Consider the following 22,397-nt stretch of genomic DNA (forward strand, 5'->3'; position numbering starts at 1 on the left):
GACCTTCATGCACACCGACACCACTCGTGAGAACCCTCAGGCCAACGTGCCTCAGGGCGACGCCCCTCAGGATCTGGCCGCCACCGCCCCGGGCCAACTGCGTGTGATCAAGCGTAACGGCACCGTGGTGCCTTACACCGGTGACAAGATCACCGTGGCCATCACCAAGGCGTTCCTCGCAGTGGAAGGCGGCACCGCCGCCGCCTCGTCGCGCATCCATGACACCGTCGCGCGCCTGACCGAGCAGGTCACCGCGACCTTCAAGCGTCGCATGCCGTCCGGCGGCACCATCCATATCGAAGAGATCCAGGACCAGGTCGAACTGGCCCTGATGCGCGCCGGCGAGCAGAAAGTCGCCCGCGACTACGTGATCTACCGCGAAGCCCAGGCCAACAAGCGCAAGAGCGCCGATGCCGGCAGCGGCATCGCCGAGCCGCACCCGAGCATCCGCGTCACCCTCGCCGACGGCAGCCTCGAGCCACTGGACATGGGCCGCCTCAACACCATCATTTCCGAAGCCTGCGAAGGCCTGCTGGAAGTCGACGGCGCGCTGATCCAGAAGGAAACCCTGAAGAACCTGTACGACGGCGTGAACCAGAAGGACGTCAACACCGCCCTGGTGATGACCGCCCGTACCCTGGTCGAGCGTGAGCCGAACTACAGCTACGTCACCGCCCGCCTGCTGATGGACAACATCCGCGCCGAGGCCCTGAGCTTCCTCAACATCGCCGCCAGCGCCACTCACCACGAGATGGCCGAGCTGTACGCCAAGGCCCTGCCGGCCTACGTCGAAGCCGGCGCGCAGTTCGAACTGCTCGACCCGAAACTCAAAGAGTACGACCTGGAGAAGCTGGGCAAGGCGCTGAACCACGAGCGCGACCAGCAGTTCACCTACCTGGGCCTGCAGACCCTGTTCGACCGCTACTTCATCCACAAGGATGGCGTACGCTTCGAACTGCCCCAGGTGTTCTTCATGCGCGTGGCCATGGGCCTGGCCATCGAAGAGCCGAAGAACCGTGAAGAGCGTGCCATCGAGTTCTACAACCTGCTCTCCTCGTTCGACTACATGGCGTCGACCCCGACCCTGTTCAACGCCGGCACCCTGCGCCCGCAGCTGTCGTCGTGCTACCTGACCACCGTGCCAGACGACCTGTCGGGCATCTACGGCGCCATCCACGACAACGCCATGCTGAGCAAATTCGCCGGCGGCCTGGGCAACGACTGGACCCCGGTGCGCGCGCTGGGCTCCTACATCAAGGGCACCAACGGCAAATCCCAGGGCGTGGTGCCGTTCCTCAAGGTGGTCAACGACACCGCCGTGGCGGTCAACCAGGGCGGCAAGCGCAAGGGCGCCGTGTGCGCCTACCTGGAAACCTGGCACATGGACATCGAGGAATTCCTCGAGCTGCGCAAGAACACCGGTGACGACCGTCGTCGTACCCACGACATGAACACCGCCAACTGGATTCCGGACCTGTTCATGAAGCGCGTCTTCGAAGACGGCAAGTGGACCCTGTTCAGCCCGAGCGAAGTGCCGGACCTGCACGACCTGACCGGCAAGGCCTTCGAAGAACGCTACGAGTACTACGAAGCCCTGATCGAGTACGGCAAGATCAAGCTGTACAAGACCATCCAGGCCAAGGACCTGTGGCGCAAGATGCTCTCGATGCTGTTCGAGACCGGCCACCCGTGGCTGACCTTCAAGGACCCATGCAACCTGCGCAGCCCGCAGCAGCACGTGGGCGTGGTACACAGCTCCAACCTGTGCACCGAGATCACCCTGAACACCAACAAGGACGAGATCGCGGTCTGCAACCTGGGCTCGATCAACATGGTCAACCACATCAATGACGGCAAGCTGGACACCGCCAAGCTCGGTCGCACCGTGAAGACCGCCGTGCGCATGCTCGACAACGTCATCGACATCAACTACTACAGCGTGCCCCAGGCCAAGAACTCCAACCTCAAGCACCGTCCGGTCGGCCTCGGCCTGATGGGCTTCCAGGACGCCCTGTACCTGCAGCACATCGCCTACGGCTCCGACGCCGCGGTGGAATTCGCCGACCGCTCCATGGAAGCGATCAGCTACTACGCCATCCAGGCGTCCTGCGACCTGGCCGACGAGCGCGGCGCCTACGAAACCTTCGATGGTTCGCTGTGGAGCAAGGGCATCCTGCCGCTGGACTCCCAGCAGATCCTCATCGAGGCCCGTGGCGCCAAGTACATCGACGTCAACCTGGACGAGACCCTGGACTGGGCACCGGTGCGCGAGCGCGTCAAGAAAGGCATTCGTAACTCCAACATCATGGCCATCGCGCCGACCGCGACCATCTCCAACATCATTGGCGTGTCGCAGTCCATCGAGCCGACGTACCAGAACCTCTACGTGAAGTCGAACCTCTCCGGCGAATTCACCGTGATCAACCCCTACCTGGTTCGCGACCTCAAGAACCGCGGCCTGTGGGACCCGGTCATGGTCAACGACCTGAAGTACTACGACGGCTCCGTGCAGCAGATCGAGCGCATCCCGCAAGACCTGAAGGACCTGTACGCCACCGCCTTCGAAGTCGACACCAAGTGGATCGTCGATGCGGCCAGCCGTCGCCAGAAGTGGATCGACCAGGCGCAATCGCTCAATCTGTACATCGCTGGCGCTTCGGGCAAGAAGCTCGACGTGACCTACCGCATGGCCTGGTACCGTGGCCTGAAAACCACCTACTACCTCCGTGCCCTGGCCGCTACCAGCACCGAGAAGTCCACCATCAACACCGGCAAGCTCAACGCCGTGTCCAGTGGTGGCGACCAAGGCCTCGTCGCAGCCCCGGCTGCCGCGCCGGCCACCCAGGCCTCCCCTGGCCCGGCGCCGGTTCCGAAGGCCTGCGCCATCGACGAGCCGGACTGCGAAGCCTGCCAATAACGCAGCCGTAAGCTGCAAGCGGTCAGCGCCAAGCTGACCGCACAACATGGCCGACCGTGTGCTGCTCGCGGGGATGGAACCGCCCTCCCCGCCACCACCCAACCACTTGCAGCTTGAAGCTCAGAGCTTGAAGCTGCTCCTCAAAGGAGCCCCCCTCATGCTGAGCTGGGATGAATTCGACAAGGAAGACGGCGCCGAAGCCGCCTCCCCCGCCAAGAACACCGCTGCACAGGCCCAGGCCGGTGCCGACATGAGCCTGGAGAAACTCAACCAGGTCGGCGGCAACGCCGCCCTCGAAGCCCGCGCCGTCGACGCCAACGACTCCGCCGCCGTAGCCCGCGCCAAACAAGCCCTCAACGACCTCGACATCCAGGAAGGCCTGGACGAGCTCGAAGGCAGCTCCGCGCGCGTGGAAGTCGGCGACAAGCAGATGATCAACGCCCGCGCCGACCTCAACCAGCTCGTACCCTTCAAGTACGACTGGGCCTGGCAGAAGTATCTGGATGGTTGCGCCAACCACTGGATGCCCCAGGAAGTGAACATGACCGCGGACATCGCCCTGTGGAAGTCCGCCGACGGCCTGACCGAAGACGAGCGCCGCATCGTCAAGCGCAACCTGGGCTTCTTCTCCACCGCCGACAGCCTGGTCGCCAACAACCTGGTACTGGCCGTGTACCGCCTGATCACCAACCCCGAGTGCCGCCAGTACATCCTGCGCCAGGCCTTCGAGGAAGCGATCCACACCCACGCCTACCAGTACTGCATCGAATCGCTGGGCATGGATGAAGGCGAGATCTTCAACATGTACCACGAGATCCCGAGCGTCGCGAAGAAAGCCTCCTGGGGCCTCAAGTACACCCGCTCGATCTCCGATCCCAAGTTCGAAACCGGCACCCCGGAAACCGACCGCCAGTTCCTCAAGAACCTGATCGCCTACTACTGCGTACTCGAAGGTATCTTCTTCTACTGCGGCTTCACCCAGATCCTCTCCATGGGCCGCCGCAACAAGATGACCGGCACCGCCGAGCAGTTCCAGTACATCCTGCGTGACGAGTCCATGCACCTGAACTTCGGTATCGACATGATCAACCAGATCAAGATCGAGAACCCGAGCCTGTGGGACGCCACCATGAAGGACGAGGCGACCCAGATGATCCTGCAGGGCGCCCAGCTGGAAATCGAATACGCACGCGACACCATGCCCCGCGGCGTACTGGGCATGAACGCGGCGATGATGGAGGATTACCTCAAATTCATCGCCAACCGCCGCCTGACCCAGATCGGCCTGAAAGAAGAATACCCAGGCACCACCAACCCGTTCCCGTGGATGAGCGAAATCATGGACCTCAAGAAGGAGAAGAACTTCTTCGAGACCCGCGTGATCGAGTATCAGACTGGTGGGGCGTTGAGCTGGGATTGATAAGCCTTAGCCACAGCAGTTGGAGACAATTCCTGCTCCAACTGCTGGCTTCGTATTGCAAAAAATCAGTTATAAGTAGAAAGGGAATTCTAAATTGATCATTGAGAAACTTTCTGAGAAATTTTCAAGAACGCTAGACAGTATAGAGCAAGAAGAAAGTTTTCTAGACCTTATAAAGGCTCTCACCGAATTCCATAGAGACTTCAACAAATATCTGCTGAAAGTACTATCAAAGTCTGGCAATCCAAATGAAGTAAACAGCACAGCCAGCTCAGTGCAAAGCCAGATAACAAGCGAAGTAAGCTCTGCCGTTCGCGCCGCACGAACAAGTACAATCGTCGTATCAGCAAATCGCATAAAAAATCTAACAGAAAACATAGAAAGCAAGCCATTTCAAACCGCGACCATAGCAGCAGAAAACTTTATTGATGCTTTTGATAGCTACATACACACCAAAGATATATCAAACTGCATAGATCTTGTAATTGCTGGCAGAGATCTAAACCTTGCATTACACCAAATCCGCCTAGTAAAAAACGTCATTGAGCCATCACAGGGAAATCAATCAAACCCTAGCATCAGGATTTATATTCCTGGTGAAACAGATCTTGAAGACTTCTCAACCAAACTTCTGTCACTAACAAGAATTATTGAGACCTGCTGCAACATGCTAGACATGAGCATGACTGAAGCCGGCGTTACGATAGAAAAAATTGAATCCGGCAGTTTCTTTGCCAAAATATCCGCTAACCCGCTAGTCGTCGCAATAGCAACAATAATAATCAGCCAAGGCTCAGAGTACTTCTTTAGTCAAATCCGACAACCTAACGAGGCCATAGAAATCCGTGAGAATTCGGATACGCTAGCAAGTCTTCTAAAAATCAGAGAAGTACTTAATGCTAATGGCATACCCACAGCCGAAATGGATGAGACAATCAAAAGCGCAGCACTTTCAATGGCAAAACAGCTAAACAAACTGGTTGGCCACTCTCAATCTATAGAAATCAACGACGAGATCTTCAAAACTCCAGAGTCACGATTAATTACAAGTTCAACACCGACAGAGCAGCCTAATTAACTTCATCAGTTCTCAGCGAGTAAGGTGGACAACGCGAAGCTTGTCCACCCTGGTTCAGGCAACAGAAAAAGGGGACAAGAAAAAGAGATTTATTTTCTCCGTCGCCCTCTTTTACTGGTTTCGCCCTTACGGCGAGTCACTTGACTCGCTTCGCTCGCCCTTCGGGCCAGCCTTCGGCTGTTACTCCGCTGCGCTCCGTTTCTCTTTACTCGCGCAGAAAGTAACCAAAGAGAAAGCGCGCCCGGCATCCGGGTTTCGCTACGCTCAACTCCTCTCGCTCCGGCACTGTTCCGAGGGTCGTCGCGAAGGGCCATCCCTGGCCCATCACTCCTCGTTTGGCATCCATGCCAAACGCCGCTCTCCACAGCACCTCCACTCGGCCTCCTGACGGGATTCGGGGATCGCGGCGCTTGAACGTTTTGTGGAAGACGGAGCAAAAGCAAAGGCAAAACGAGAGCATCGCGGCGTTAGCCGCGATGCTCTCGTTTTGTTTGATGCTGGAACACAGATATCACAGGCGACGCCAAACGCCCCGTCAGGAGGCCGAGTGGAATCGTTGTGGAGGGGGTTGAGCGGCATGGATGCCGCGAGAGCCGCGATGGGCCAGGGATGGCCCTTCGCGGCGTGCCCCTGGAACGACGATGGAGCGAGGGAACCCGACGAAGTCGGGCCGGATGCCAGGGGCAAGCCTTTTTGCTTACTTTTGGGGCGTTTGCCAAAAGTGAGCCGCCGTAAGGGCGGAACCATTATTGGCAACGACACAAAAGCGGCGAGTTCATGCCGTACGTGTTCGTCCCACCACCGCAATGGTGGATGAAAAGAGCGTCATCCACCCTACGCCCGGACACATTGACCATCCACAATTACATCCCTACCCTGAGCCACAGCGCCTAAGAAACGCTTCACGCAGCGGCAATACTGCTCCCGAAAGCAGCGGTATATTCCATTGAGGTAATGGATATGCCAACTCAATCCGCATTCCCCACCATACCCGCCCTCCCCGGCGAAACCCTGATCCCGACGACCTTCACCCGCCACCGCCGCCAACTGCGTGCCCTGCTGCTCGAACCACACTGCTGGTTCTGCACCCGCGACCTGGGCCGGCTGATCGGCCAACCGCACCTGGAAGAACGCGTTACCCGCACGCTGGACGCCGACCAGCTGCTCGATGCGATACTGCTCAACACTCACGGCCAGCCCGAGACGACCCGGCTGATCAGCGAATCCGGCGTGTACGCCGCGCTGATCCACTATTACCACCCGGAAAACCGCTGCATCCGCCGCTGGCTCAGCGCCGACGTGGTGCCGACGCTGCGCGAGGGCGAGCCGGCGAACACTCGCCGCCCGCGCCGCGAAAACCGCCAGGGCCTGTCACTGCTGCACTGGCAGGGCGATGTGTGGATGCCGTATCGGCCTGGCTAGCAGGTAGTCCGATCCCTCCTACGCGACACAAAAAATGACTGTAGGGTGGACAACGCGAAGCTTGTCCACCATGGTTCAGGCAACACACTGCTCAAGGATGAGCCGCCATGCCCGACTACCGCCGCGCCCAGGTTCCTGGCGCCACCTACTTCTTCACCGTCAATCTGCGTGATCGCACCAGCGACCTTCTGACCCGCGAAGTCGACCTGCTGCGCGAAACCGTGCGCGCCACGCGGGCACGGCACCCTTTTCATATCGACGCCTGGGTGGTGCTGCCCGACCACATGCACTGCCTGTGGACGCTACCGCCGGGCGATGCCAACTTCGCCCTACGTTGGAAGGTGATCAAGTTCGCCTTCGCCAAACGTCTGCCCATTACCGAGACACGCACGGTCAATCAGCAACGCCGCCGCGAGCGCGGTATCTGGCAACGACGTTATTGGGAACACCTGATTCGTGACGAACGGGACTACCAGCAGCACTTCGATTACATCCACATCAACCCGCTTAAACATGGCTACGTCGAGCAGCTGGAGGATTGGCCTTATTCGAGTTTTCACCGTGCGGTGGCGATGGGCGTCTATCCCGCGGGCTGGTGTGTAGAGCCCGAGCGGCTTGATCGGGGCTATGGAGAATAAGGGTTCGACGTTATATCGCTATGGTGGATGAAAAGAGCGTCATCCACCCTACGTGACTGCATTCCCACGCAGAGCTTGGGAAACGATCAATCGGGCTTCTGCCCTTTGCCCTTCTTCTTGGCAATCGCCTTCATCCGCGCCGCCGCCTTCTGCACGGTAGCCATCTTTTCCGGGCGTTTCATGCCCCGCCATTTGCGGATTTCTTCCCGCGTGCGGCCGCAGCTGACGCACAGTTCACTGTTGAGCTGGCACAGCGACACGCAGGGGTTTTCAATGTCCTTGGCCACGCTTGCCCCCTGCCGGCTGCTCGACCGAAAACGCCACGTGCTCATTGATACGGGACACGCTGATGCCCACCGCCTCGAACGCGGCCAGGGTCAGCGCCAGCATCCTGGCCTTGTCCGCGCCCGCCAGGGCCCGCGCCTTGCTGGCCTCGCTGTCGAACATCCAGGTGACGATCAGGCTCTCTGGAAAGCGTGCGTAGTTCACCTCATGGGTGAGCCACTGGAAGCCGACGATCTCGCTCTTTGCCGTTTCGCAGGCGTCGGTGAGGGTGCGAATCAGCTCGCGTTCGATGCCTGCATATGTTCGTTTCGAGGCTGCCATAAGGCCCTTCCGGATCGGTGTCGGGTGCGCCGCCATGTTACCCGACAAGGCCCATCCATAGGTCCTCGGCCACAACGCCCGCCGGCCCCTCGGGTTACAATGGCGCTCGCCGTTTTAACAAGAGCCCGCCCCGATGTTCACCCTCACCCACCTCGATGCCTCGCCACCCGAGTCCCTCAAAGCCCAGGTGCTGCAGATGGTGGTGGATTATTTCAGCGATATCAGCCCGGTGCCGCTCACGCCCAGCAACCCGCTGTTCCAGCTGTACCAGTACGTGATCGGCTTTGAAGTGCACCTGTACCTGCAGGCCATGAATGGCGAAGCCGATAGCCCCACGCAGCTGCTGCTGGCCCTGGATGATCAGGACCCTGCCGTGGTGCTGGGTTTCGCCCTGTACCTGCCCAGCCAGGACGATGCCGACGCCTGCACCCTCGCCTATATGGCCGTTGCGGCCAGCCACCGCCGGTGCGGCATCGCCCGGGCCATGCTGCAACGCATCACTAGGTCTCATCCCCATTTGGAGCTGGCCTGCGTGGCCGGCAAGGTGCCGACCTTCGAGGCCATGGGCCTGCAGGTGCTGGCCGCGCAAGGGCCGCAGGTGCTGATGAACACCCGTGACCAGCGCTCCGATGGCCTGGTGGCCGTGCAGGATCTGGCACCGGTGTTCCAGTCCACCGAGGTGCGGCAGATCCACGCCTACCTGCTCAAGCAGCATGGCAAGAAGGCCATGAGCGAAGCCGAGAAACAGCGCGACTATCACCTGGATCAGTTGGCCCGTCAGGCGCGCCAACTGGTTGCTGAAAGGCTGACGCCGACGCTGCACTAAGGCGCGCGTTGCCCTGCAGCGCTGGCGAGGTAGCCAGCGCTGCAGGCGGCGGAGCCTGCCGTCGACTTAGCGTCAGAAGCTGTAGGTGGCGGTGACGACCAGGTTGCGCGGCTCGCCGACACGAATCTGCCCGGCGCTGGTCGCCGAGCTGTGGTAGGTGCGGTCGGTGAGGTTGTTCAGCGCGGCGCGCAGGTCCCAGTCCTTTTGGCGCAAGCCGGCCAATGCATCCCAACGGCCATAGCCCGGCAGCACGGTGGTGTTCTGGTTGTCGGCGAAGCGACTGCCGACCAGGGTCAGGCCGGTTTCGGCGTACCAGCCCTGCTCCGGTTTCCAGGTCAGGAACAGGCTGCCATTGCGCTTGGCGACATTGCTGACGCGGTTGCCTTCCAGGCCGTTGTTGTCCTTGACGATGGTGGCGTCCTGCAGGCCGATACCGCCGCGCAGGTACCAGTTGCCGGCCAGTTGGCCGGTGGCCGTGAGTTCGATACCGCGCGAGCGTTGCAGGCCGGTGAGGATGGTCAGGGTCGGGTCGTTCGGGTCGGTGGTACGGCGGTTGTAGAGTTCCAGCTCGTAGAGGGCGAAGGTGGTGCTCAGGCGGTCATCCAGCCAGTCGCTCTTCACGCCGACTTCTTTCTGCCGGGTGAGCTCCGGGTCCAGATCGTTGGCATTGCCGGATGCACCGGGCGTGATGCCGATCAGGCCACCGCCCACCGGCGAGTAGCTCTTGCTCCACGAGGCGTAGAAGGAATGCTCCGGCAGCGGCGTCCAGACCAGGCCGACGCGCGGGCTGGTACTGTTGTTGTCGCGACCGTCCTCGATGCCGCGCAGCTTGTTGGTGGTTGCCACTTCGAAGCGGTCGTGACGCAGGCCTGCCAGCAGTTGCCATTGCTCGTTCAGGCGCAACTGATCCTGCACGTAGACCGCCCGGCTTTCCACTTCGGTGTGGTTGTTGCTGGAGGCCATCATGGGCCCGGCATGACTCTGGCTGCGGTCCGGGTTGTAGAGATCGAGCGTTGGCACCGCCTGGCCGCCGCGGTTGGCAGGGAGCGAGGTGTAGAGCTTCGGATCGCGGCGCTGGCTGCCGATCTCGACCCCGGTCAACAGGCGATGCTCGAAGCCGAAGGTATCCACCATGCCTTCGGCCTCCAGGTTGTTGAAGAGGTTGCGGGTCTGCAAATCCTGCTGCCAGCGTTGGCGGGTCACGCGGTTGGTCGCTGCAGTGGCAGCGGTCAGGTAGGTGTTGTCGAAGTCGCTTTCGAGCTTGAACAGGCTCAAGGTCTGGCGCAGCTGCCAGTTGTCATTCAGCTCGTAGGTCAGCTTGGAGCGCAGCGATTGTGCCTTGTCGTCGATGTAGTCGCGGTCGTCGCCGTAGGTGGTCTCGCGCTTCACGTCGGCCGGACGGCCGTTCACGCCGGGAATACCGCGATCCGGGGTGCGCTCGAAGCGGCTGAATTCGTACTGCGCCAGCCAGTTGAGCCGGGGCGTCAGCTGCCAGCTGATGGCAGGGGCGAACAGCTGACGGTGGCTGGAGATGCCATCGCGAAAACTGTTGGCGTCCTGATTGCCCATGTTCAGGCGCAGGCTGACGTTCTCGCTCGCCTCGGCACTCAGGTCGGCGTACAGGCTGCGCATGTCCTCGCTGCCGCCCTGGGCCTCGAGGCTGGAGCGGCGCCCGGCCTCGGGCATCTTGCTGATGCGGTTGACGATGCCGCCCTGGCTGCCGCGCCCATAGAGCACCGCCGCCGGCCCCTTGAGCACGTCGATGCGCTCGATGTTGTGCAGGTCGCGCACATATTGGCTGTCGTCGCGCACACCATCGAGGTAGAAGTCGTTGCTGGCCTCGAAGCCGCGGATACGCAGGCCGTCGAAGCGGGTATCCGCCGCGCTACTGACGTTGGGAATGCCGCTCAGCGCCGTGGCCAGGTCATTGGTGCCGTAGTCGAGGACGTTGGCGGTCTTCACCGAGTCGATGGCCTGGGGCACGTAGCGCACCGGCGTGGCGGTGCGGGTGGCGGTGCTGACTTCCCTGGTGCGCGGGTTGTCGGCCTTGGCATCGCGGTCGGCGTTGATCGAGGTTTCCGGCAGCACGATCGGTGCAGCCTGGGTGAAACCGGTAGTCAGTAGGACGGAGAAGCCAAGCGAAACGGGTATGAGACGCAAAGAGGCAGGCATGAAGGAGCGCATCCAGTGAGGGTTGTTTTTGGCGCGCGAATGGTAATGCTTTGCGTTTACTTGCGAAATAGAGTCGCATTCATATTTACGTACGGCGATTCTCCGGGCATCGAGCCTGAGTCACAGTGCTGTAGCGCCTCACTAGTGCGAACTTCCTTTCGATACACAAACGCGTGGGAGCGGCCGGGCGGCGATCCGCTTCAGCCGCGATCAGCTTTGAGGGCGATGATAGGATCGCGGCTAAAGCCGCTCCCACGGAGCAGTGGGCATCCTTTCCAGAGGCGCTCGCTAACGCTTCACGCAAACGAACAGCGCATTACCCGCGCCCTGACTGAGGGGCAGGATGCGCTGGTAGTCGTGCTCCAGCACATGCACCTCGAAGTGCGGCTGCAGTAACGACTCCAGCTCGGCGAAGCTCACCGCGACCATGGGGTGTTCGTCGTTCCAGGTCAGGGTTTCATCGCCCGTGGTCTTGTCGATGCGCAAACGCAGCGCCTGCTGCTCGCCCGCACCGCTGTAGTGCCAGCCGGAACTGAAGGTGAAGCGGCCTTCATCGCTGTCCACGGTATGGGCGGCGAACAAGCGATTGTCGATTCGGGTTCTGTCGACCGCGTTGAAGCAGAACAGGCCGCCGGGCTGCAACGCACGGTGAACATCGGCGAGGCAGGCCGCCAGCCGCGCGGTGGTCGCGCTGTAGTGCAGCGAGTAGAGAAAACAGGTGATCAGGTCGACCGGCTCGGCGACGCTGAACGCGCACATGTCCTGCACGGCGAAGTTTGCCTCGGGGCAGCGGATGGCGGCCTTGTCGAGCATCGGCTGGTTGATGTCCAGCCCGCTGCTCCGAAAGCCCGTATCGAGAAAATGCCGGACGTGGGGCCCGGTGCCACAGGCCAGGTCCAGGTGCCGTGTGCCGCCGTTGCCGAACAACTGGTGCAGGCGTTGCACCGCCTGGCTTTGCGCCCGGTAGTCGATATCGGCGCACATCAGGTCGTAGTAGTCGGACAGGTCCGTATAGAGGGCGTTGACGGGCATCGGAACCTGACCATGGCGGGGTGTTTTCGAGGGTGGCGGATCATAGCCGAAATCCCGCGCGGCGCCGCGACTATTCGCTGCCGGCGAGCGCCCGCCTCCCCTGCAGATGAAGCCGGGTAATGGCCGCCCTAGGTGCAACATCCTGCCGGGTGCCCGGCGGCGAACGGCAGCTTACGCGGCGCTGGCGATCCATTAGACTGCCCGGCAAAATGCAGCCCCGCTGCATACCTCCCTCGCCCGGTCGACTCCGATGCCCAAGGCTCATACCTACCTGCTCCGCTACCCCTCCGCCAGCCTGCTGTTCGTGCAGTTGCTGGGCATCGTGCTCTACCCCTTCATGGAGCAGCTGTCCGAGGGGCGGGCCATCGTCGGCGCCTTTGGCATCGTGGTGCTGGCGATGTCGCTGCGCATGGTGCGCAGCAGCCCGACCATCCAGTGGATCGCCTTCACCCAGGCGGCGTGCATCCTGGCACTGACCGTGGCCGTGGAGTTCGAGAGCAACACCACACTGTCGATCCTGCTGGCGGCGCTGGAGTCGAGCTTCTATTTCTATGCCGCTGGCAGCCTGATCGCCTACATGATGGAAGACGAGCGCGCGAGTACCGACGAGCTGTTCGCGGTCGGCGCCACCTTTACCCTGCTGGCCTGGGCTTTCGCCCATGCCTTTTCGGTGTGCCAGCTGGTCAGCCCTGGCAGCTTCACCGCGGCGATCAATCCCGAGGCGCAGCGCACCTGGGTGGAGTTGCTGTACCTGAGCTTTACCGTCCTGTCGGGCGTCGGGCTGAGCGATATCATGCCGCTTCGGCCTTTCGCGCGTGCACTGGTGATGCTCGAACAGTTCGCCGGGGTGATGTATATCGGCCTGGTGGTCACGCGCATGATCAGCCTGACGGTCAGGCCGAAACACAGCGGCCCGTGAGGCACGCGGCGGGCATTGACGAACCGGCGCCAGCACCTGCACGTTCATAAAACCTGGCAATGCTCGAAGCCATAGCCGATTCGCTGCCGGCAAATCGGCAGCTCACATCTTCGACCCGTAAAGAAAGGCCGATTACCCCGTGGCGCTCGATCCCCTGATCCTGCTGACGATGACCATCGCCCTGGCGTTGGCGGCCTCTCTCTACCTGGCCATCGAATGGCCTGCTGGTGACCTCGCACTGGCTGTTCTTCGTCGGAGTCGGGTGACCAGTTGCCGGTCGCCCTGGGCGAGATGACCCGCCGCAGCTTGCCGGAGGGCTCCTTGGGGGCGCGGCTGGACGGCGACGAGTTCGTGATGCTGCTCAGGGATGCTTCCCCGGAGCGCATCGCCGGCGTGGGCGACCTGCTGCGCCAGCAGTTTCAGAGCACCGCCGCCCAGGCGCTCGCCACGCCTGACGCCGTGACCCTGAGCATCGGTGCCAGCCTGTTCGACCAGCCCCCGGCCAGCCTGGCGGCGCTGATCGAACAGGGTGACGCGGCGCTGTACCAGTCCAAGCGCGGCGGGCGTGACAGCCTGCGCCTGGTGGACCGCACCGCCAACGCCGCAGCGCTGACGGGCTAACCGCCCGGCGCTACCCAGGTCAACGGCCTCAACTGAACATGCTGTCGTCGTCGAAGAAGTCCGAACTGTCGAAGGCATCGGTGTCGATATCGTTGCTCATGTCGCTGCTGCCCGCGTAAGGGGTATCGTCCAGGCCACTGCCGAAACTGTCCTGCAGGGGCGCGTCCTCGCGAATGACTTCGACGATCTCCTGGGGCTGGTTGTGATGGAACATGCTGGTCAGCAGATCCGCCACCATCACCCCGCCGGCCACACCGGCTGCCGTCTGCAACGCGCCGCGCATGAAGCCGCCGCCCTGGGCAGCTGGTGCGGCGCCCGACATGCCGGCCGGTGCCACGGGTGCGGCATTGGCGTGCTGGGAAAAGCGCGTTTCGCCCCAGCCGGCCGGGCGCTGGCTCGGTGCATTGGCCGGCTGCCCGCCCCCGAACAACCCGGAAAGAAAGCCGCCACCACCTGAGCGCTGGCGCTGCGCATCCGCCGCCTGGGCTTCCAGTCCCCGCACGCGCTGGTCCAGACGCTTGATGGCGGCCTCCTGGATCAACAGCGCCTGGGCCATGTAATAGGGCGCGGCGGGCTGGCGGGCCAGGTGGTTTCTGATCTGCGCCTCGGCTTCGGTATCGCGCAGCCCACCCTCGTGCTCGGCTTCTTGCAGGCGGGTGAACAGGCCATCGATCAGGGTTTGCTCTTCGGAATTCATGGGTGCCTCGCTTGGGAGAAATGCACGTCCCTGTTCACGATGCCGCGCGGCGCCCGGCGCCGCTCGATCGTATATTGGAGTGAGCGACAAAATTACAAGTTCCGGGCTGGCCTGCTAAACCCAGCGGCGCGGTTATGCAGGCCGTGCCGGCCAGTGGCCAGGTCGCGAACGCCTCTCCCGGCGGCGTATCTGGGCAGGCCGACGCACCAAGATGGAGCGATGATCGGGCAGTACCCCATAACGACAAGGAAAGCCCCATGAAAGACTCGGCGCGCGGCCTGCTGCTGGTCACCAGCGGCATCGTGCTGCTCAGCTTCGATGGGCTGCTGGTGCGCCTGGTAGAGGCGGACGGCTGGAGCATCGTGTTCTGGCGCGGCTTGCTGATGTTCATCGCCCTGGGCGCCTTTTCGCTGTCGGCCAGCAGCCGCGCGAGCCTGCGCGCCAAGCCGCTGTCGGGGGCCGCGTCGGCGGTGCTGCTGGCGCTGATCTCGATCTTCTTCGTGCTGGCGATCGTGCACACCACGGTGGCCAATGTGGTGGTCATCCTCAGTACCGCGCCGCTGTTCGCCGCGCTGTTCACACGCTTGTTCCTGAACGAGGCGGTGGCACTGCGCACCTGGCTGGCGATCGGCGTGGCGACGCTGGGCATCGTGCTGGTGTTCGCCGGCTCCTTTGCCGCCAGCGACCTGCTGGGCAACGGCTATGCGCTGCTGTCTTCGGCGGCGTTGGGCGCCAACCTCACCTTGCTGCGCCGCCATTCCAGCCTGGCCCGCATGCCGCTGATCGCCCTCGGCGGGCTGGTCGCCGCGCTGATCGCCCTGCCCAAGGCGCAGCCCTTCGGCCTGGATTCGGCCAGCTATCTGGCGCTGGGCATCATGGGGCTGGTGCAGATGCCGGTGGCCACCTTGCTGATCAACAGCGCCACGCGCTACCTGCCATCCGCCGAGGTGGCGCTGTTCTACCTGCTGGAAAGCGTGCTGGGCACCCTGTGGGTCTGGTACGTCCTGCACGAGGTGCCGGCACACGCCACGCTATACGGCGGTGCGCTGGTGATCGCCACGCTGGTGGTGCATGCCGGCATCACCCTGCGCGCCCGCCCCGCCCTGCCGGCCTAGGGCGGCCGTGCGTGAAACGGCAGCAGACCCTAAGCGCAAATACGCACGCCCATGTCGACCCCAGACAACCGGAGGGTGTACGCGAGCCCTAAGGTGAACCACCTTCATCCCACCAGGAGCCCTTCATGGCCAACAAACCGATTACCGTACTGCGCGACACCCAGCCGATGCCCGTCGTCGACGCCTGCAAATGGGAGCGCATCGAGGGCGAGCCGCACACGGTCAACCTCAACGCCTATACCAGCGACGATGGCAGCAAGATCATGGGCACCTGGATCTGCACGCCAGGTAAATGGCGGGTCGAGTACGTGAAGTGGGAGTACTGCCACTTCCAGGAAGGCTACTGCATCATCACCCCGGACGGCATGGCGCCGATCCACCTCAAGGCCGGCGATATCTTCGTCGTCGAGCCGGGCATGAAAGGCACCTGGGAAGTGGTCGAGACGGTGCGCAAGTACTTCGTGTTCGCCTGACCCTTGCGGCTGCAAGGCCACCGCCAACGCGGTGGCCGATCAGCCTGTCATCGGATGACTCCTCCCAATACCCGCGTACCATTTCCAGCCAATGAATCCTTTTTATATCAATCAAATAGCAACCATAGCGAGCAGCGCTGTGATTCCGGCACGATAAGAGCTTTCATGGTTGTCGTACATCTTGTAGGTTGTTAACGCCGTTTCGGCCCGATGATAACGACAAGAAGGGACATGACATGAACGACATCCAGCCACCCGGCAGCTCGCGCCGCCGCTTCCTCAAGCAATCGCTGATCTGCTCCGCCGCTGCCGCCAGCGCCGGCTCGTTGCTGCCGCAACTGACCAGTGCCGCCCAGCCCCTCGGCCTGCGCTACCCCGACAGCGCCGTGCAGGTGCTCGATGACAGCTTCCTGCAGCTGCGCCTGTTCAACGCCAGCGTGGAGAAGCTCGCCGATGGCCTACGCTGGGCGGAAGGCCCGGTGTGGTTCGGCGACGGCCGCTACCTGCTGGTCAGCGATATTCCCAACAACCGCATCATGCGCTGGGACGAGATCAGCCAGACCCTGGGCGTCTACCGCCAACCCTCGAACTATGCCAACGGCCTGGTGCGCGACACCCAGGGCCGGCTGATCGCCTGTGAAGGCTCCACCACCCAGGAGCTGGGCCGGCGCATCACCCGCACCGAACACGACGGGCGCATCACCGTGCTGGCCGATCGATTCGACGGCAAGCGCTTCAACTCGCCGAACGACGTGGTGGCCAAGCGCGACGGCTCGGTGTGGTTCACCGATCCGCCCTTCCAGACCGGCAATTTCTACGAGGGCTACAAGATCGAGCCGGAGTTGCCTCACGGCGTCTACCGCATCGACGGCGAAACCGGGCAGGTCACTCGTGTGGCCGACGACCTGGGCGGCCCCAATGGCCTATGCTTCTCGCCGGACGAGAAGATCCTGTACATCGTCGAAGGGCGCGCCAAACCCAACCGCCTGGTCTGGGCCTACCCGGTGAACGACGACGGCACCCTCGGCCAGCGCCGCAAGCACATCGAGGCCACCGACACCGGCGCCCTGGACGGCATCAAATGCGATGAATTCGGCAACCTGTGGTGCGGCTGGGGCAGCAACGGCTCGCCGGAGAGCGAGCCGGAGAAACTCGACGGCGTACGGGTGTTCAACAGCGAAGGCCAGGCCATCGGCCATATAGCACTGCCGGAGCGCTGCGCCAACCTGTGCTTTGGCGGCGAGAAAGGCAACCGCCTGTTCATGGCCAGCAGCCATGCGCTCTATTCGATCTTCGTGAACGCGCGGGGCGCGACCCTGGTATGAACGCCGACAAACGTACCCAAGCGGCCAAGCGCGCGGGCCGCAACCGGATGGTCGACGACGAGGCGGCGGCCCTCGGCTGACCGTAGGTGGGCATTGAAAAGCCGGGCATTTTTGGGTTGGCAAGACTGCCCGGCGCCGCGAAAAACCCAGTTCGAGGCCTGGCACGCGCCATCAGCGCGGCTATGCTGAAACTCCATATAGTCCGCCGGATTTTCCCCAGGAGCCTCATATGGATATCGCCAGCCTCTTCGCCGAACTGCATACCCTGCCCAGCGTGCCCAAGGTCGCCCAGGACCTGATCCAGCAATTCGACAACCCCTCCACCAACCTGGAAAGCGTGGCACGCAATATCGAGCGCGACCCGGTGATCGCCGCCAAGGTGCTGCGCCTGGCCAACTCGGCGCGCTTTCGCGGCTCGCGCGACGCCAGCAGCGTCGAGGATGCCGCCATGCGCCTGGGTTTCAACACCCTGCGCACCCTGGTGCTGGCCTCGGCCATGACCGGCGCCTTCAAGGTCGACACCGGCTTCGACCTCAAGGGCTTCTGGCTGCGCAGCTTCCGCGTGGCAAGCATTTCCCGCGCCCTGGCCAAGCAACTCAAGCTGGACGCGGACGCCGCCTTCACCTGCGGGATGATGCACAACATCGGCGAGCTGCTGATCCAGAGTGGCGCCCCGGACTTCGCCCGCCGCCTGAACCGTCACCCGCACCGTGAAGCCGCGGCCCAGGCCGCCGAGGAAACCCTGCAGCTGGGCTTCGGCTACCCGGAGGTGGGCGCCGAGCTGGCGCGCCGCTGGCAGCTGCCGAAGCTGATCCAGAACGCCATCGCCTACCAGGGCAAACCTGCCCAGGCGCCCGATGGCGGGCAGTACGCGCGCCTGGTGGCCCAGGCCATCCACGTCGAGGAAAGCCTCGAGGCCCACGGCCTGAGCGATGAAGGCAAACAGCACCTGGACGGCCCGTTGTTCGAGGAAGTCGACCTGGCCAAGCTGTTCGAGGCACTGCCCGCCGTGCTGGAGGCGGACAAGGCATTTGGCGAGCTGTTGAACTAGGCCGGCGGGAGGCGGCTGGACTCCGGCAAATGATCAGCGGGCCGTGGTGATGACGCCAGCGGCCCGTTTCCAACCCAGGCACCGCGCCATCCCCTGGTGCTGCCTGTCCAGCGATGGCGGCATCGTTGCCGCCAGTGGGCGCTACGCCCTTGCCCCTAATGTTCGGCTGACTGGCGTGCCCACTGCACGGGCCGCAGGCATTTCACGTTGCAGACCACATGATCCCTACTCGGACGCATTCGGCTGCTTGGCTGTCTGCGCGAAGGTCATGATCACATCGCGCACCACCTTGCGCTGCGCGGCAGGCAGGGCCAGAAAGGCTTCGATGGCCTCTCGCTCCGGGTAGAACTGGGGGTCTTCCCAGCGACCACGCTGCTCGCGCACCGCCATGGCCGCGCGCTCGCCGAAACGCAGCGCCTGGGGTTCGATGCGCAGCCAGTCGGCCAGCACCTGCAACTTGTCCTGGGAGGGAATGGCCTGGCCGCGCAGCCATCGCGACACGGCCTGGAACGTCACCGAACGCCCCCAGTAGCGGGAGTTGAATTCCCGCTCCAGCACGGCGGGACGATCAGGGTAGCCGGCGGCGAGCATGGCGTCGCGCAGGCGCTGGGCAAATTCGGTTTTCTCGGTCATGGGCGGACGTTAAATTCCGCTTCCATGCTAGATTGAACATACGGTTGAATTATAAATGAAATTCATGATTTCATGACAGCTAGCACGATGCAGATAATGCACAGGGAGGCGTCATGAACAAGGTGTGGTCATTCCAATTCGAAGGACAGCATGTTGCCGTTCGCAACGGTGCCGATGGGCGCCTCTGGTTTTCCGCCGATACCATCTGTTCAGCCCTGCAGTATTCGGACAGCCAGGCCGCGCTGCTTTACCACTGCAACCCGGGTGGTATTCTGTTCGGCAATGAGCAGTCGCCGCGGGCGATGATCGACTTGCGCAACGTTCTGCAACTGAGTCATAACAGCCCTCCGAGCCGTGCCGAACGACTGTATGACTGGCTGTGCAGGATCGTTTTAACATCGCAGCTCGATCATTCAGCGAAACCACAGCGCCACCAGCTCGCCACCAAAGACCATCACCTGCAACTGCTGCACTGGCAGGACGACTGGTGGTTGTCGATGCAGGACGCGGTAAAGCTGTTCGGTAATGGTGAAGACCCCATAAAGGTCGCGCAACGCAAGACTTCCTCGTAATCCGCTCCGTCAGTGACCGCAGCACTGCTTGTACTTCTTGCCGCTGCCGCAGGGGCACGGGTCGTTACGGCCGACCTTGGCCTCGTCGCGGCGTATCGGCAGCACCGGCTCCAGGTGCTGCTGCCAATACTGATAGAGTTCCACAGCGGCAGGTTCCACCATGGCGACCGACACGTCGTACTCCGCATCGGACATCGCGTTGAGCATATCAACCCCATCCTCGCTACCGTGCACGAGGATGCTCGCCAGCGCGGCCTCAAGCTCATCGGGCAGCTCGGCGTCGATCCAGCCCGCCACCTGGGCGCCGCGCAGGTAACCCGCGCACCACTGCGACACGATCAGCTTCTCACCCTTGCCATTGTCGTCGGCCAGGAAGATGGCCTCGTAGTCGTCCGGCTCCTCGCCGAGCATGTAGGCGGCTTCGCTCATCAGCTCCACGGCCAGCTTGGTGAAGCGCTCGCCTTCCTTCTCGTTCGCCCACTTGGGCAGTTGCTCGGCCCAGATGTGCGGATACCAGGTGCCGGGGTCGATCTGCCGAGGCCCGGACACGATGGCCGCGAAATAGCCGTCCAGTTCGCTGGCGGAAAGAATCGAGTCGTCGTTGCCGTACTCGAGCAACAACTGATCGAGCTTCTCGAGCCCTCTGTTATCCATCGCAAACGCCCCTCTGAAAAAAGGCCGCTACTTTCCCACAGATGGCCGGCCGCCGACAGCCTCGCCAGCCGTCCGGCACATCGCGGGTGCCGAGGCGGCGATGGCCCGCTACAATGCGCGCCTAACCGTGCCCCAGAGGGCCGCTGCAGCGCCTGTAGCCCCTCGCTGCCTATAAAGAAAAACCATGTCCTTGCCCAAGAACCACCTGGAACTGCTCAGCCCTGCCCGCGATGTCGAGATCGCCCGCGAGGCCATCCTGCATGGCGCCGACGCCGTCTACATCGGCGGCCCGAGCTTCGGTGCCCGGCACAACGCCTGCAACGAGGTGAGCGATATCGCCAGGCTGGTGGAGTTCGCCCACCGCTACCACGCACGCATCTTCACCACCATCAACACCATCCTGCATGACGACGAGCTGGAGCCGGCGCGCGCGCTGATCCACCAGCTCTACGACGCGGGCGTGGACGCGCTGATCGTGCAGGACCTGGGCGTGCTGGACCTGGACATCCCGCCCATCGAACTGCATGCCAGCACCCAGACCGACATCCGCACCCTGGGCCGCGCCAGGTTTCTCGACCAGGCCGGCTTCTCCCAGCTGGTGCTGGCCCGCGAGCTGAACCTGAAGGAAATCCGCGCCATCGCCGATGAAACCGATGCCGCCATCGAGTTCTTCATCCACGGCGCGCTGTGCGTAGCCTTCTCCGGCCAGTGCAACATCTCCCACGCGCAGACCGGGCGCAGCGCCAACCGCGGCGACTGCTCGCAGGCCTGCCGCCTGCCCTACACCCTCAAGGATGAGAAAGGCGGCGTGATCGCCTACGAGAAACACCTGCTGTCGATGAAGGACAACAACCAGAGCGCCAACCTGCGCGCGCTGGTCGAGGCCGGCGTGCGCTCGTTCAAGATCGAGGGCCGCTACAAGGACGTGGCCTACGTGAAGAACATCACCGCCCATTACCGCCGCGAGCTCGATGCCATCCTCGAAGACCGCCCGGACCTGGCCCGCGCCTCCAGCGGCCGTACCGCGCACTTCTTCGTGCCCGACCCGGACAAGACCTTCCACCGCGGCAGCACCGACTACTTCGTCACCGAGCGCAAGGTGGATATCGGCGCCTTCGACTCGCCGACCTTCACCGGGCTTTCTGTGGGTCACGTCGAGAAGGTGAACAAGCGCGACCTGATCGCCGTCACCCATGAGCCGCTGTCCAACGGCGACGGCCTCAACGTGCTGGTCAAGCGCGAGGTGGTCGGTTTCCGCGCCAACGTCGCGGAACTTAAAGGTGAGTTCGAGGAAGACGGTGAGAAGCGCTACCGCTACCGCGTCGAGCCCAACGAAATGCCGGCCGGCATGTTCCGCCTGCGCCCCAACCACCCACTGAGCCGCAACCTGGATCACAATTGGCAGCAGGCGCTGCAGAAGACCTCGGCGGAGCGGCGCATCGGCATCCAGTGGCAAGTCGAGCTGCGCGAAGAGCGCCTGAAGCTGACCGCCACCAGCGAGGAAGGCATCAGCACCAGCGTCAGCCTGGCCGGCCCCTTCGGCCCCGCCAACAAGCCGGAACAGGCCCTCGACGGCCTGCGCGACCTGCTCACTCAACTGGGCACCACCATCTACCACGCCCAGGGCGTGCAGCTGGACGCGCCCCAGGCGTTCTTCGTGCCCAACTCGCAGCTGAAAAGCCTGCGCCGCGAAGCCATCGAGGCACTGACCGAAGCCCGCGTCGCCGCCCACCCGCGTGGCGGGCGCAAGGCCGAGAGCAACCCGCCGCCGGTGTACCCCGAGTCGCACCTGTCGTTCCTGGCCAACGTGTACAACCACAAGGCCCGCGAGTTCTACCACCGCCATGGCGTGCAACTGATCGACGCCGCCTACGAGGCCCACGAAGAAGAAGGCGAGGTGCCGGTGATGATCACCAAGCACTGCCTGCGCTTCTCCTTCAACCTGTGCCCCAAGCAGGCCAAGGGCGTCACCGGCGTGAAGACCAAGGTGGCGCCGATGCAGCTGGTGCATGGCGACGAGGTGCTGACCCTGAAGTTCGACTGCAAACCCTGCGAGATGCACGTGATCGGCAAGATGAAAGGCCATATCCTCGACCTGCCCCAGCCGGGCAGCGCCGCCACCCAGGTGGTCGGCCATATCAGCCCGGAAGACCTGCTGAAAACGGCGCGCCGGCAGGCGCCGCACTGACCCTCGGCCACGCCACCCTCAGCGCTTCAGCCAAGAAC

General features: G+C 62.9%; 20 protein-coding genes and 1 pseudogene. 14 read left to right on the forward strand and 7 right to left on the reverse strand.

Annotation, left to right across the window (positions count from 1 at the left end):
* Window positions 1-7: 7 nt before the first annotated feature.
* The 5 genes from SA190iCDA_RS16685 (at window position 8) to SA190iCDA_RS16705 (ending at window position 7,475) form a co-directional block, all read left to right on the forward strand.
* Window positions 8-2,917 carry a ribonucleoside-diphosphate reductase subunit alpha gene (locus tag SA190iCDA_RS16685; RefSeq protein WP_070886482.1) on the forward strand — a complete coding sequence of 970 codons (2,910 nt, stop codon included), beginning with the start codon at window positions 8-10 and terminating at the stop codon, window positions 2,915-2,917.
* Between the two features lie 157 nt (window positions 2,918-3,074).
* Window positions 3,075-4,337: a ribonucleotide-diphosphate reductase subunit beta gene (locus SA190iCDA_RS16690; protein ID WP_070886483.1), complete on the forward strand. Its 1,263-nt coding sequence runs from the start codon at window positions 3,075-3,077 to the stop codon at window positions 4,335-4,337.
* A 94-nt stretch (window positions 4,338-4,431) separates the two neighbouring features.
* Window positions 4,432-5,415: a hypothetical protein gene (locus SA190iCDA_RS16695; RefSeq protein ID WP_139159515.1), complete on the forward strand. Its 984-nt coding sequence runs from the start codon at window positions 4,432-4,434 to the stop codon at window positions 5,413-5,415.
* Window positions 5,416-6,375: 960 nt separating this feature from the next.
* Window positions 6,376-6,837: a Bro-N domain-containing protein gene (locus tag SA190iCDA_RS16700; protein WP_139159517.1), complete on the forward strand. Its 462-nt coding sequence runs from the start codon at window positions 6,376-6,378 to the stop codon at window positions 6,835-6,837.
* A 107-nt stretch (window positions 6,838-6,944) separates the two neighbouring features.
* On the forward strand, window positions 6,945-7,475 hold the full coding sequence (locus tag SA190iCDA_RS16705; protein WP_070886485.1) for an REP-associated tyrosine transposase: 531 nt from the start codon (window positions 6,945-6,947) through the stop codon (window positions 7,473-7,475).
* Between the two features lie 86 nt (window positions 7,476-7,561).
* On the opposite strand, the gene SA190iCDA_RS16710 is transcribed toward SA190iCDA_RS16705, so the two are convergent.
* Entirely contained in the window at window positions 7,562-7,762 is a 201-nt protein-coding gene (locus SA190iCDA_RS16710) for a DUF1289 domain-containing protein (protein WP_070886486.1), read from the reverse strand.
* Entirely contained in the window at window positions 7,746-8,081 is a 336-nt protein-coding gene (locus tag SA190iCDA_RS16715; protein ID WP_070886487.1) for a hypothetical protein, read from the reverse strand. Before SA190iCDA_RS16715 ends, SA190iCDA_RS16710 begins: the two co-directional genes overlap by 17 nt.
* 133 nt (window positions 8,082-8,214) lie before the next feature.
* Here SA190iCDA_RS16715 and SA190iCDA_RS16720 point away from each other — a divergent pair, with 133 nt between their 5' ends.
* Window positions 8,215-8,907: a GNAT family N-acetyltransferase gene (locus SA190iCDA_RS16720; RefSeq protein ID WP_070886488.1), complete on the forward strand. Its 693-nt coding sequence runs from the start codon at window positions 8,215-8,217 to the stop codon at window positions 8,905-8,907.
* A gap of 72 nt (window positions 8,908-8,979) precedes the next feature.
* Here SA190iCDA_RS16720 and SA190iCDA_RS16725 read toward each other — a convergent pair whose 3' ends face one another.
* Together SA190iCDA_RS16725 and SA190iCDA_RS16730 are read right to left on the reverse strand one after the other, a co-directional pair.
* Window positions 8,980-11,079, reverse strand: coding sequence for a TonB-dependent receptor (locus SA190iCDA_RS16725; RefSeq protein WP_070886489.1), 2,100 nt, complete (start codon window positions 11,077-11,079; stop codon window positions 8,980-8,982).
* Window positions 11,080-11,367: 288 nt separating this feature from the next.
* On the reverse strand, window positions 11,368-12,111 hold the full coding sequence (locus tag SA190iCDA_RS16730; RefSeq protein ID WP_070886490.1) for a class I SAM-dependent DNA methyltransferase: 744 nt from the start codon (window positions 12,109-12,111) through the stop codon (window positions 11,368-11,370).
* Between the two features lie 250 nt (window positions 12,112-12,361).
* Here SA190iCDA_RS16730 and SA190iCDA_RS16735 point away from each other — a divergent pair, with 250 nt between their 5' ends.
* Both SA190iCDA_RS16735 and SA190iCDA_RS16740 read left to right on the forward strand, forming a co-directional pair.
* Window positions 12,362-13,030, forward strand: coding sequence for an ion channel (locus SA190iCDA_RS16735; protein ID WP_070886491.1), 669 nt, complete (start codon window positions 12,362-12,364; stop codon window positions 13,028-13,030).
* 258 nt (window positions 13,031-13,288) lie between these two features.
* Window positions 13,289-13,651: pseudogene (locus SA190iCDA_RS16740) on the forward strand (GGDEF domain-containing protein); the annotation flags it as partial.
* Window positions 13,652-13,679: 28 nt separating this feature from the next.
* On the opposite strand, the gene SA190iCDA_RS16745 reads toward SA190iCDA_RS16740, so the two are convergent.
* Window positions 13,680-14,348: a DUF2076 domain-containing protein gene (locus tag SA190iCDA_RS16745; protein ID WP_070886493.1), complete on the reverse strand. Its 669-nt coding sequence runs from the start codon at window positions 14,346-14,348 to the stop codon at window positions 13,680-13,682.
* A 257-nt stretch (window positions 14,349-14,605) separates the two neighbouring features.
* Between SA190iCDA_RS16745 and SA190iCDA_RS16750 the strand changes: the two genes are divergently transcribed.
* From SA190iCDA_RS16750 to SA190iCDA_RS16765, 4 genes are all read left to right on the forward strand, one after another.
* Entirely contained in the window at window positions 14,606-15,463 is an 858-nt protein-coding gene (locus SA190iCDA_RS16750; protein WP_070886494.1) for a DMT family transporter, read from the forward strand.
* A gap of 125 nt (window positions 15,464-15,588) precedes the next feature.
* Window positions 15,589-15,936: a cupin domain-containing protein gene (locus SA190iCDA_RS16755; RefSeq protein ID WP_070886495.1), complete on the forward strand. Its 348-nt coding sequence runs from the start codon at window positions 15,589-15,591 to the stop codon at window positions 15,934-15,936.
* A gap of 236 nt (window positions 15,937-16,172) precedes the next feature.
* Window positions 16,173-17,261, forward strand: coding sequence for an SMP-30/gluconolactonase/LRE family protein (locus tag SA190iCDA_RS16760; RefSeq protein ID WP_070886496.1), 1,089 nt, complete (start codon window positions 16,173-16,175; stop codon window positions 17,259-17,261).
* Between the two features lie 229 nt (window positions 17,262-17,490).
* On the forward strand, window positions 17,491-18,312 hold the full coding sequence (locus tag SA190iCDA_RS16765) for an HDOD domain-containing protein (RefSeq protein WP_070886497.1): 822 nt from the start codon (window positions 17,491-17,493) through the stop codon (window positions 18,310-18,312).
* Between the two features lie 225 nt (window positions 18,313-18,537).
* Here the strand turns inward: SA190iCDA_RS16765 and SA190iCDA_RS16770 are convergent, their stop codons facing one another.
* Window positions 18,538-18,945, reverse strand: a complete 408-nt coding sequence (locus SA190iCDA_RS16770; RefSeq protein ID WP_070886498.1) for a transcriptional regulator — start codon at window positions 18,943-18,945, stop codon at window positions 18,538-18,540.
* A gap of 113 nt (window positions 18,946-19,058) precedes the next feature.
* Here SA190iCDA_RS16770 and SA190iCDA_RS16775 point away from each other — a divergent pair, with 113 nt between their 5' ends.
* Window positions 19,059-19,517, forward strand: a complete 459-nt coding sequence (locus SA190iCDA_RS16775) for a Bro-N domain-containing protein (protein WP_070886499.1) — start codon at window positions 19,059-19,061, stop codon at window positions 19,515-19,517.
* Between the two features lie 9 nt (window positions 19,518-19,526).
* Here SA190iCDA_RS16775 and SA190iCDA_RS16780 read toward each other — a convergent pair whose 3' ends face one another.
* Complete coding sequence (locus SA190iCDA_RS16780) at window positions 19,527-20,171, reverse strand: UPF0149 family protein (protein ID WP_070886500.1); 645 nt, start codon at window positions 20,169-20,171, stop codon at window positions 19,527-19,529.
* Window positions 20,172-20,355: 184 nt separating this feature from the next.
* On the opposite strand from SA190iCDA_RS16780, the gene SA190iCDA_RS16785 reads away from it, so the two are divergent.
* Window positions 20,356-22,359, forward strand: a complete 2,004-nt coding sequence (locus SA190iCDA_RS16785; RefSeq protein ID WP_070886501.1) for a peptidase U32 family protein — start codon at window positions 20,356-20,358, stop codon at window positions 22,357-22,359.
* Window positions 22,360-22,397: the final 38 nt, after the last annotated feature.

Source organism: Pseudomonas argentinensis (assembly GCF_001839655.2).
GTDB classification, from domain to species: Bacteria; Pseudomonadota; Gammaproteobacteria; order Pseudomonadales; family Pseudomonadaceae; genus Aquipseudomonas; species Aquipseudomonas argentinensis_B.

Bases quoted from the DNA above. Each gene is read 5' to 3' on its own strand.
- SA190iCDA_RS16685 (WP_070886482.1), top strand. From the start codon at position 8: ATGCACACCGACACCACTCGTGAGAACCCTCAGGCCAACGTGCCTCAG.
- SA190iCDA_RS16690 (WP_070886483.1), top strand. From the start codon at position 3,075: ATGCTGAGCTGGGATGAATTCGACAAGGAAGACGGCGCCGAAGCCGCC.
- SA190iCDA_RS16700 (WP_139159517.1), top strand. From the start codon at position 6,376: ATGCCAACTCAATCCGCATTCCCCACCATACCCGCCCTCCCCGGCGAA.
- SA190iCDA_RS16705 (WP_070886485.1), top strand. From the start codon at position 6,945: ATGCCCGACTACCGCCGCGCCCAGGTTCCTGGCGCCACCTACTTCTTC.
- SA190iCDA_RS16715 (WP_070886487.1), bottom strand. From the start codon at position 8,081: ATGGCAGCCTCGAAACGAACATATGCAGGCATCGAACGCGAGCTGATT.
- SA190iCDA_RS16720 (WP_070886488.1), top strand. From the start codon at position 8,215: ATGTTCACCCTCACCCACCTCGATGCCTCGCCACCCGAGTCCCTCAAA.
- SA190iCDA_RS16725 (WP_070886489.1), bottom strand. From the start codon at position 11,079: ATGCCTGCCTCTTTGCGTCTCATACCCGTTTCGCTTGGCTTCTCCGTC.
- SA190iCDA_RS16730 (WP_070886490.1), bottom strand. From the start codon at position 12,111: ATGCCCGTCAACGCCCTCTATACGGACCTGTCCGACTACTACGACCTG.
- SA190iCDA_RS16735 (WP_070886491.1), top strand. From the start codon at position 12,362: ATGCCCAAGGCTCATACCTACCTGCTCCGCTACCCCTCCGCCAGCCTG.
- SA190iCDA_RS16745 (WP_070886493.1), bottom strand. From the start codon at position 14,348: ATGAATTCCGAAGAGCAAACCCTGATCGATGGCCTGTTCACCCGCCTG.
- SA190iCDA_RS16750 (WP_070886494.1), top strand. From the start codon at position 14,606: ATGAAAGACTCGGCGCGCGGCCTGCTGCTGGTCACCAGCGGCATCGTG.
- SA190iCDA_RS16755 (WP_070886495.1), top strand. From the start codon at position 15,589: ATGGCCAACAAACCGATTACCGTACTGCGCGACACCCAGCCGATGCCC.
- SA190iCDA_RS16760 (WP_070886496.1), top strand. From the start codon at position 16,173: ATGAACGACATCCAGCCACCCGGCAGCTCGCGCCGCCGCTTCCTCAAG.
- SA190iCDA_RS16765 (WP_070886497.1), top strand. From the start codon at position 17,491: ATGGATATCGCCAGCCTCTTCGCCGAACTGCATACCCTGCCCAGCGTG.
- SA190iCDA_RS16770 (WP_070886498.1), bottom strand. From the start codon at position 18,945: ATGACCGAGAAAACCGAATTTGCCCAGCGCCTGCGCGACGCCATGCTC.
- SA190iCDA_RS16775 (WP_070886499.1), top strand. From the start codon at position 19,059: ATGAACAAGGTGTGGTCATTCCAATTCGAAGGACAGCATGTTGCCGTT.
- SA190iCDA_RS16780 (WP_070886500.1), bottom strand. From the start codon at position 20,171: ATGGATAACAGAGGGCTCGAGAAGCTCGATCAGTTGTTGCTCGAGTAC.
- SA190iCDA_RS16785 (WP_070886501.1), top strand. From the start codon at position 20,356: ATGTCCTTGCCCAAGAACCACCTGGAACTGCTCAGCCCTGCCCGCGAT.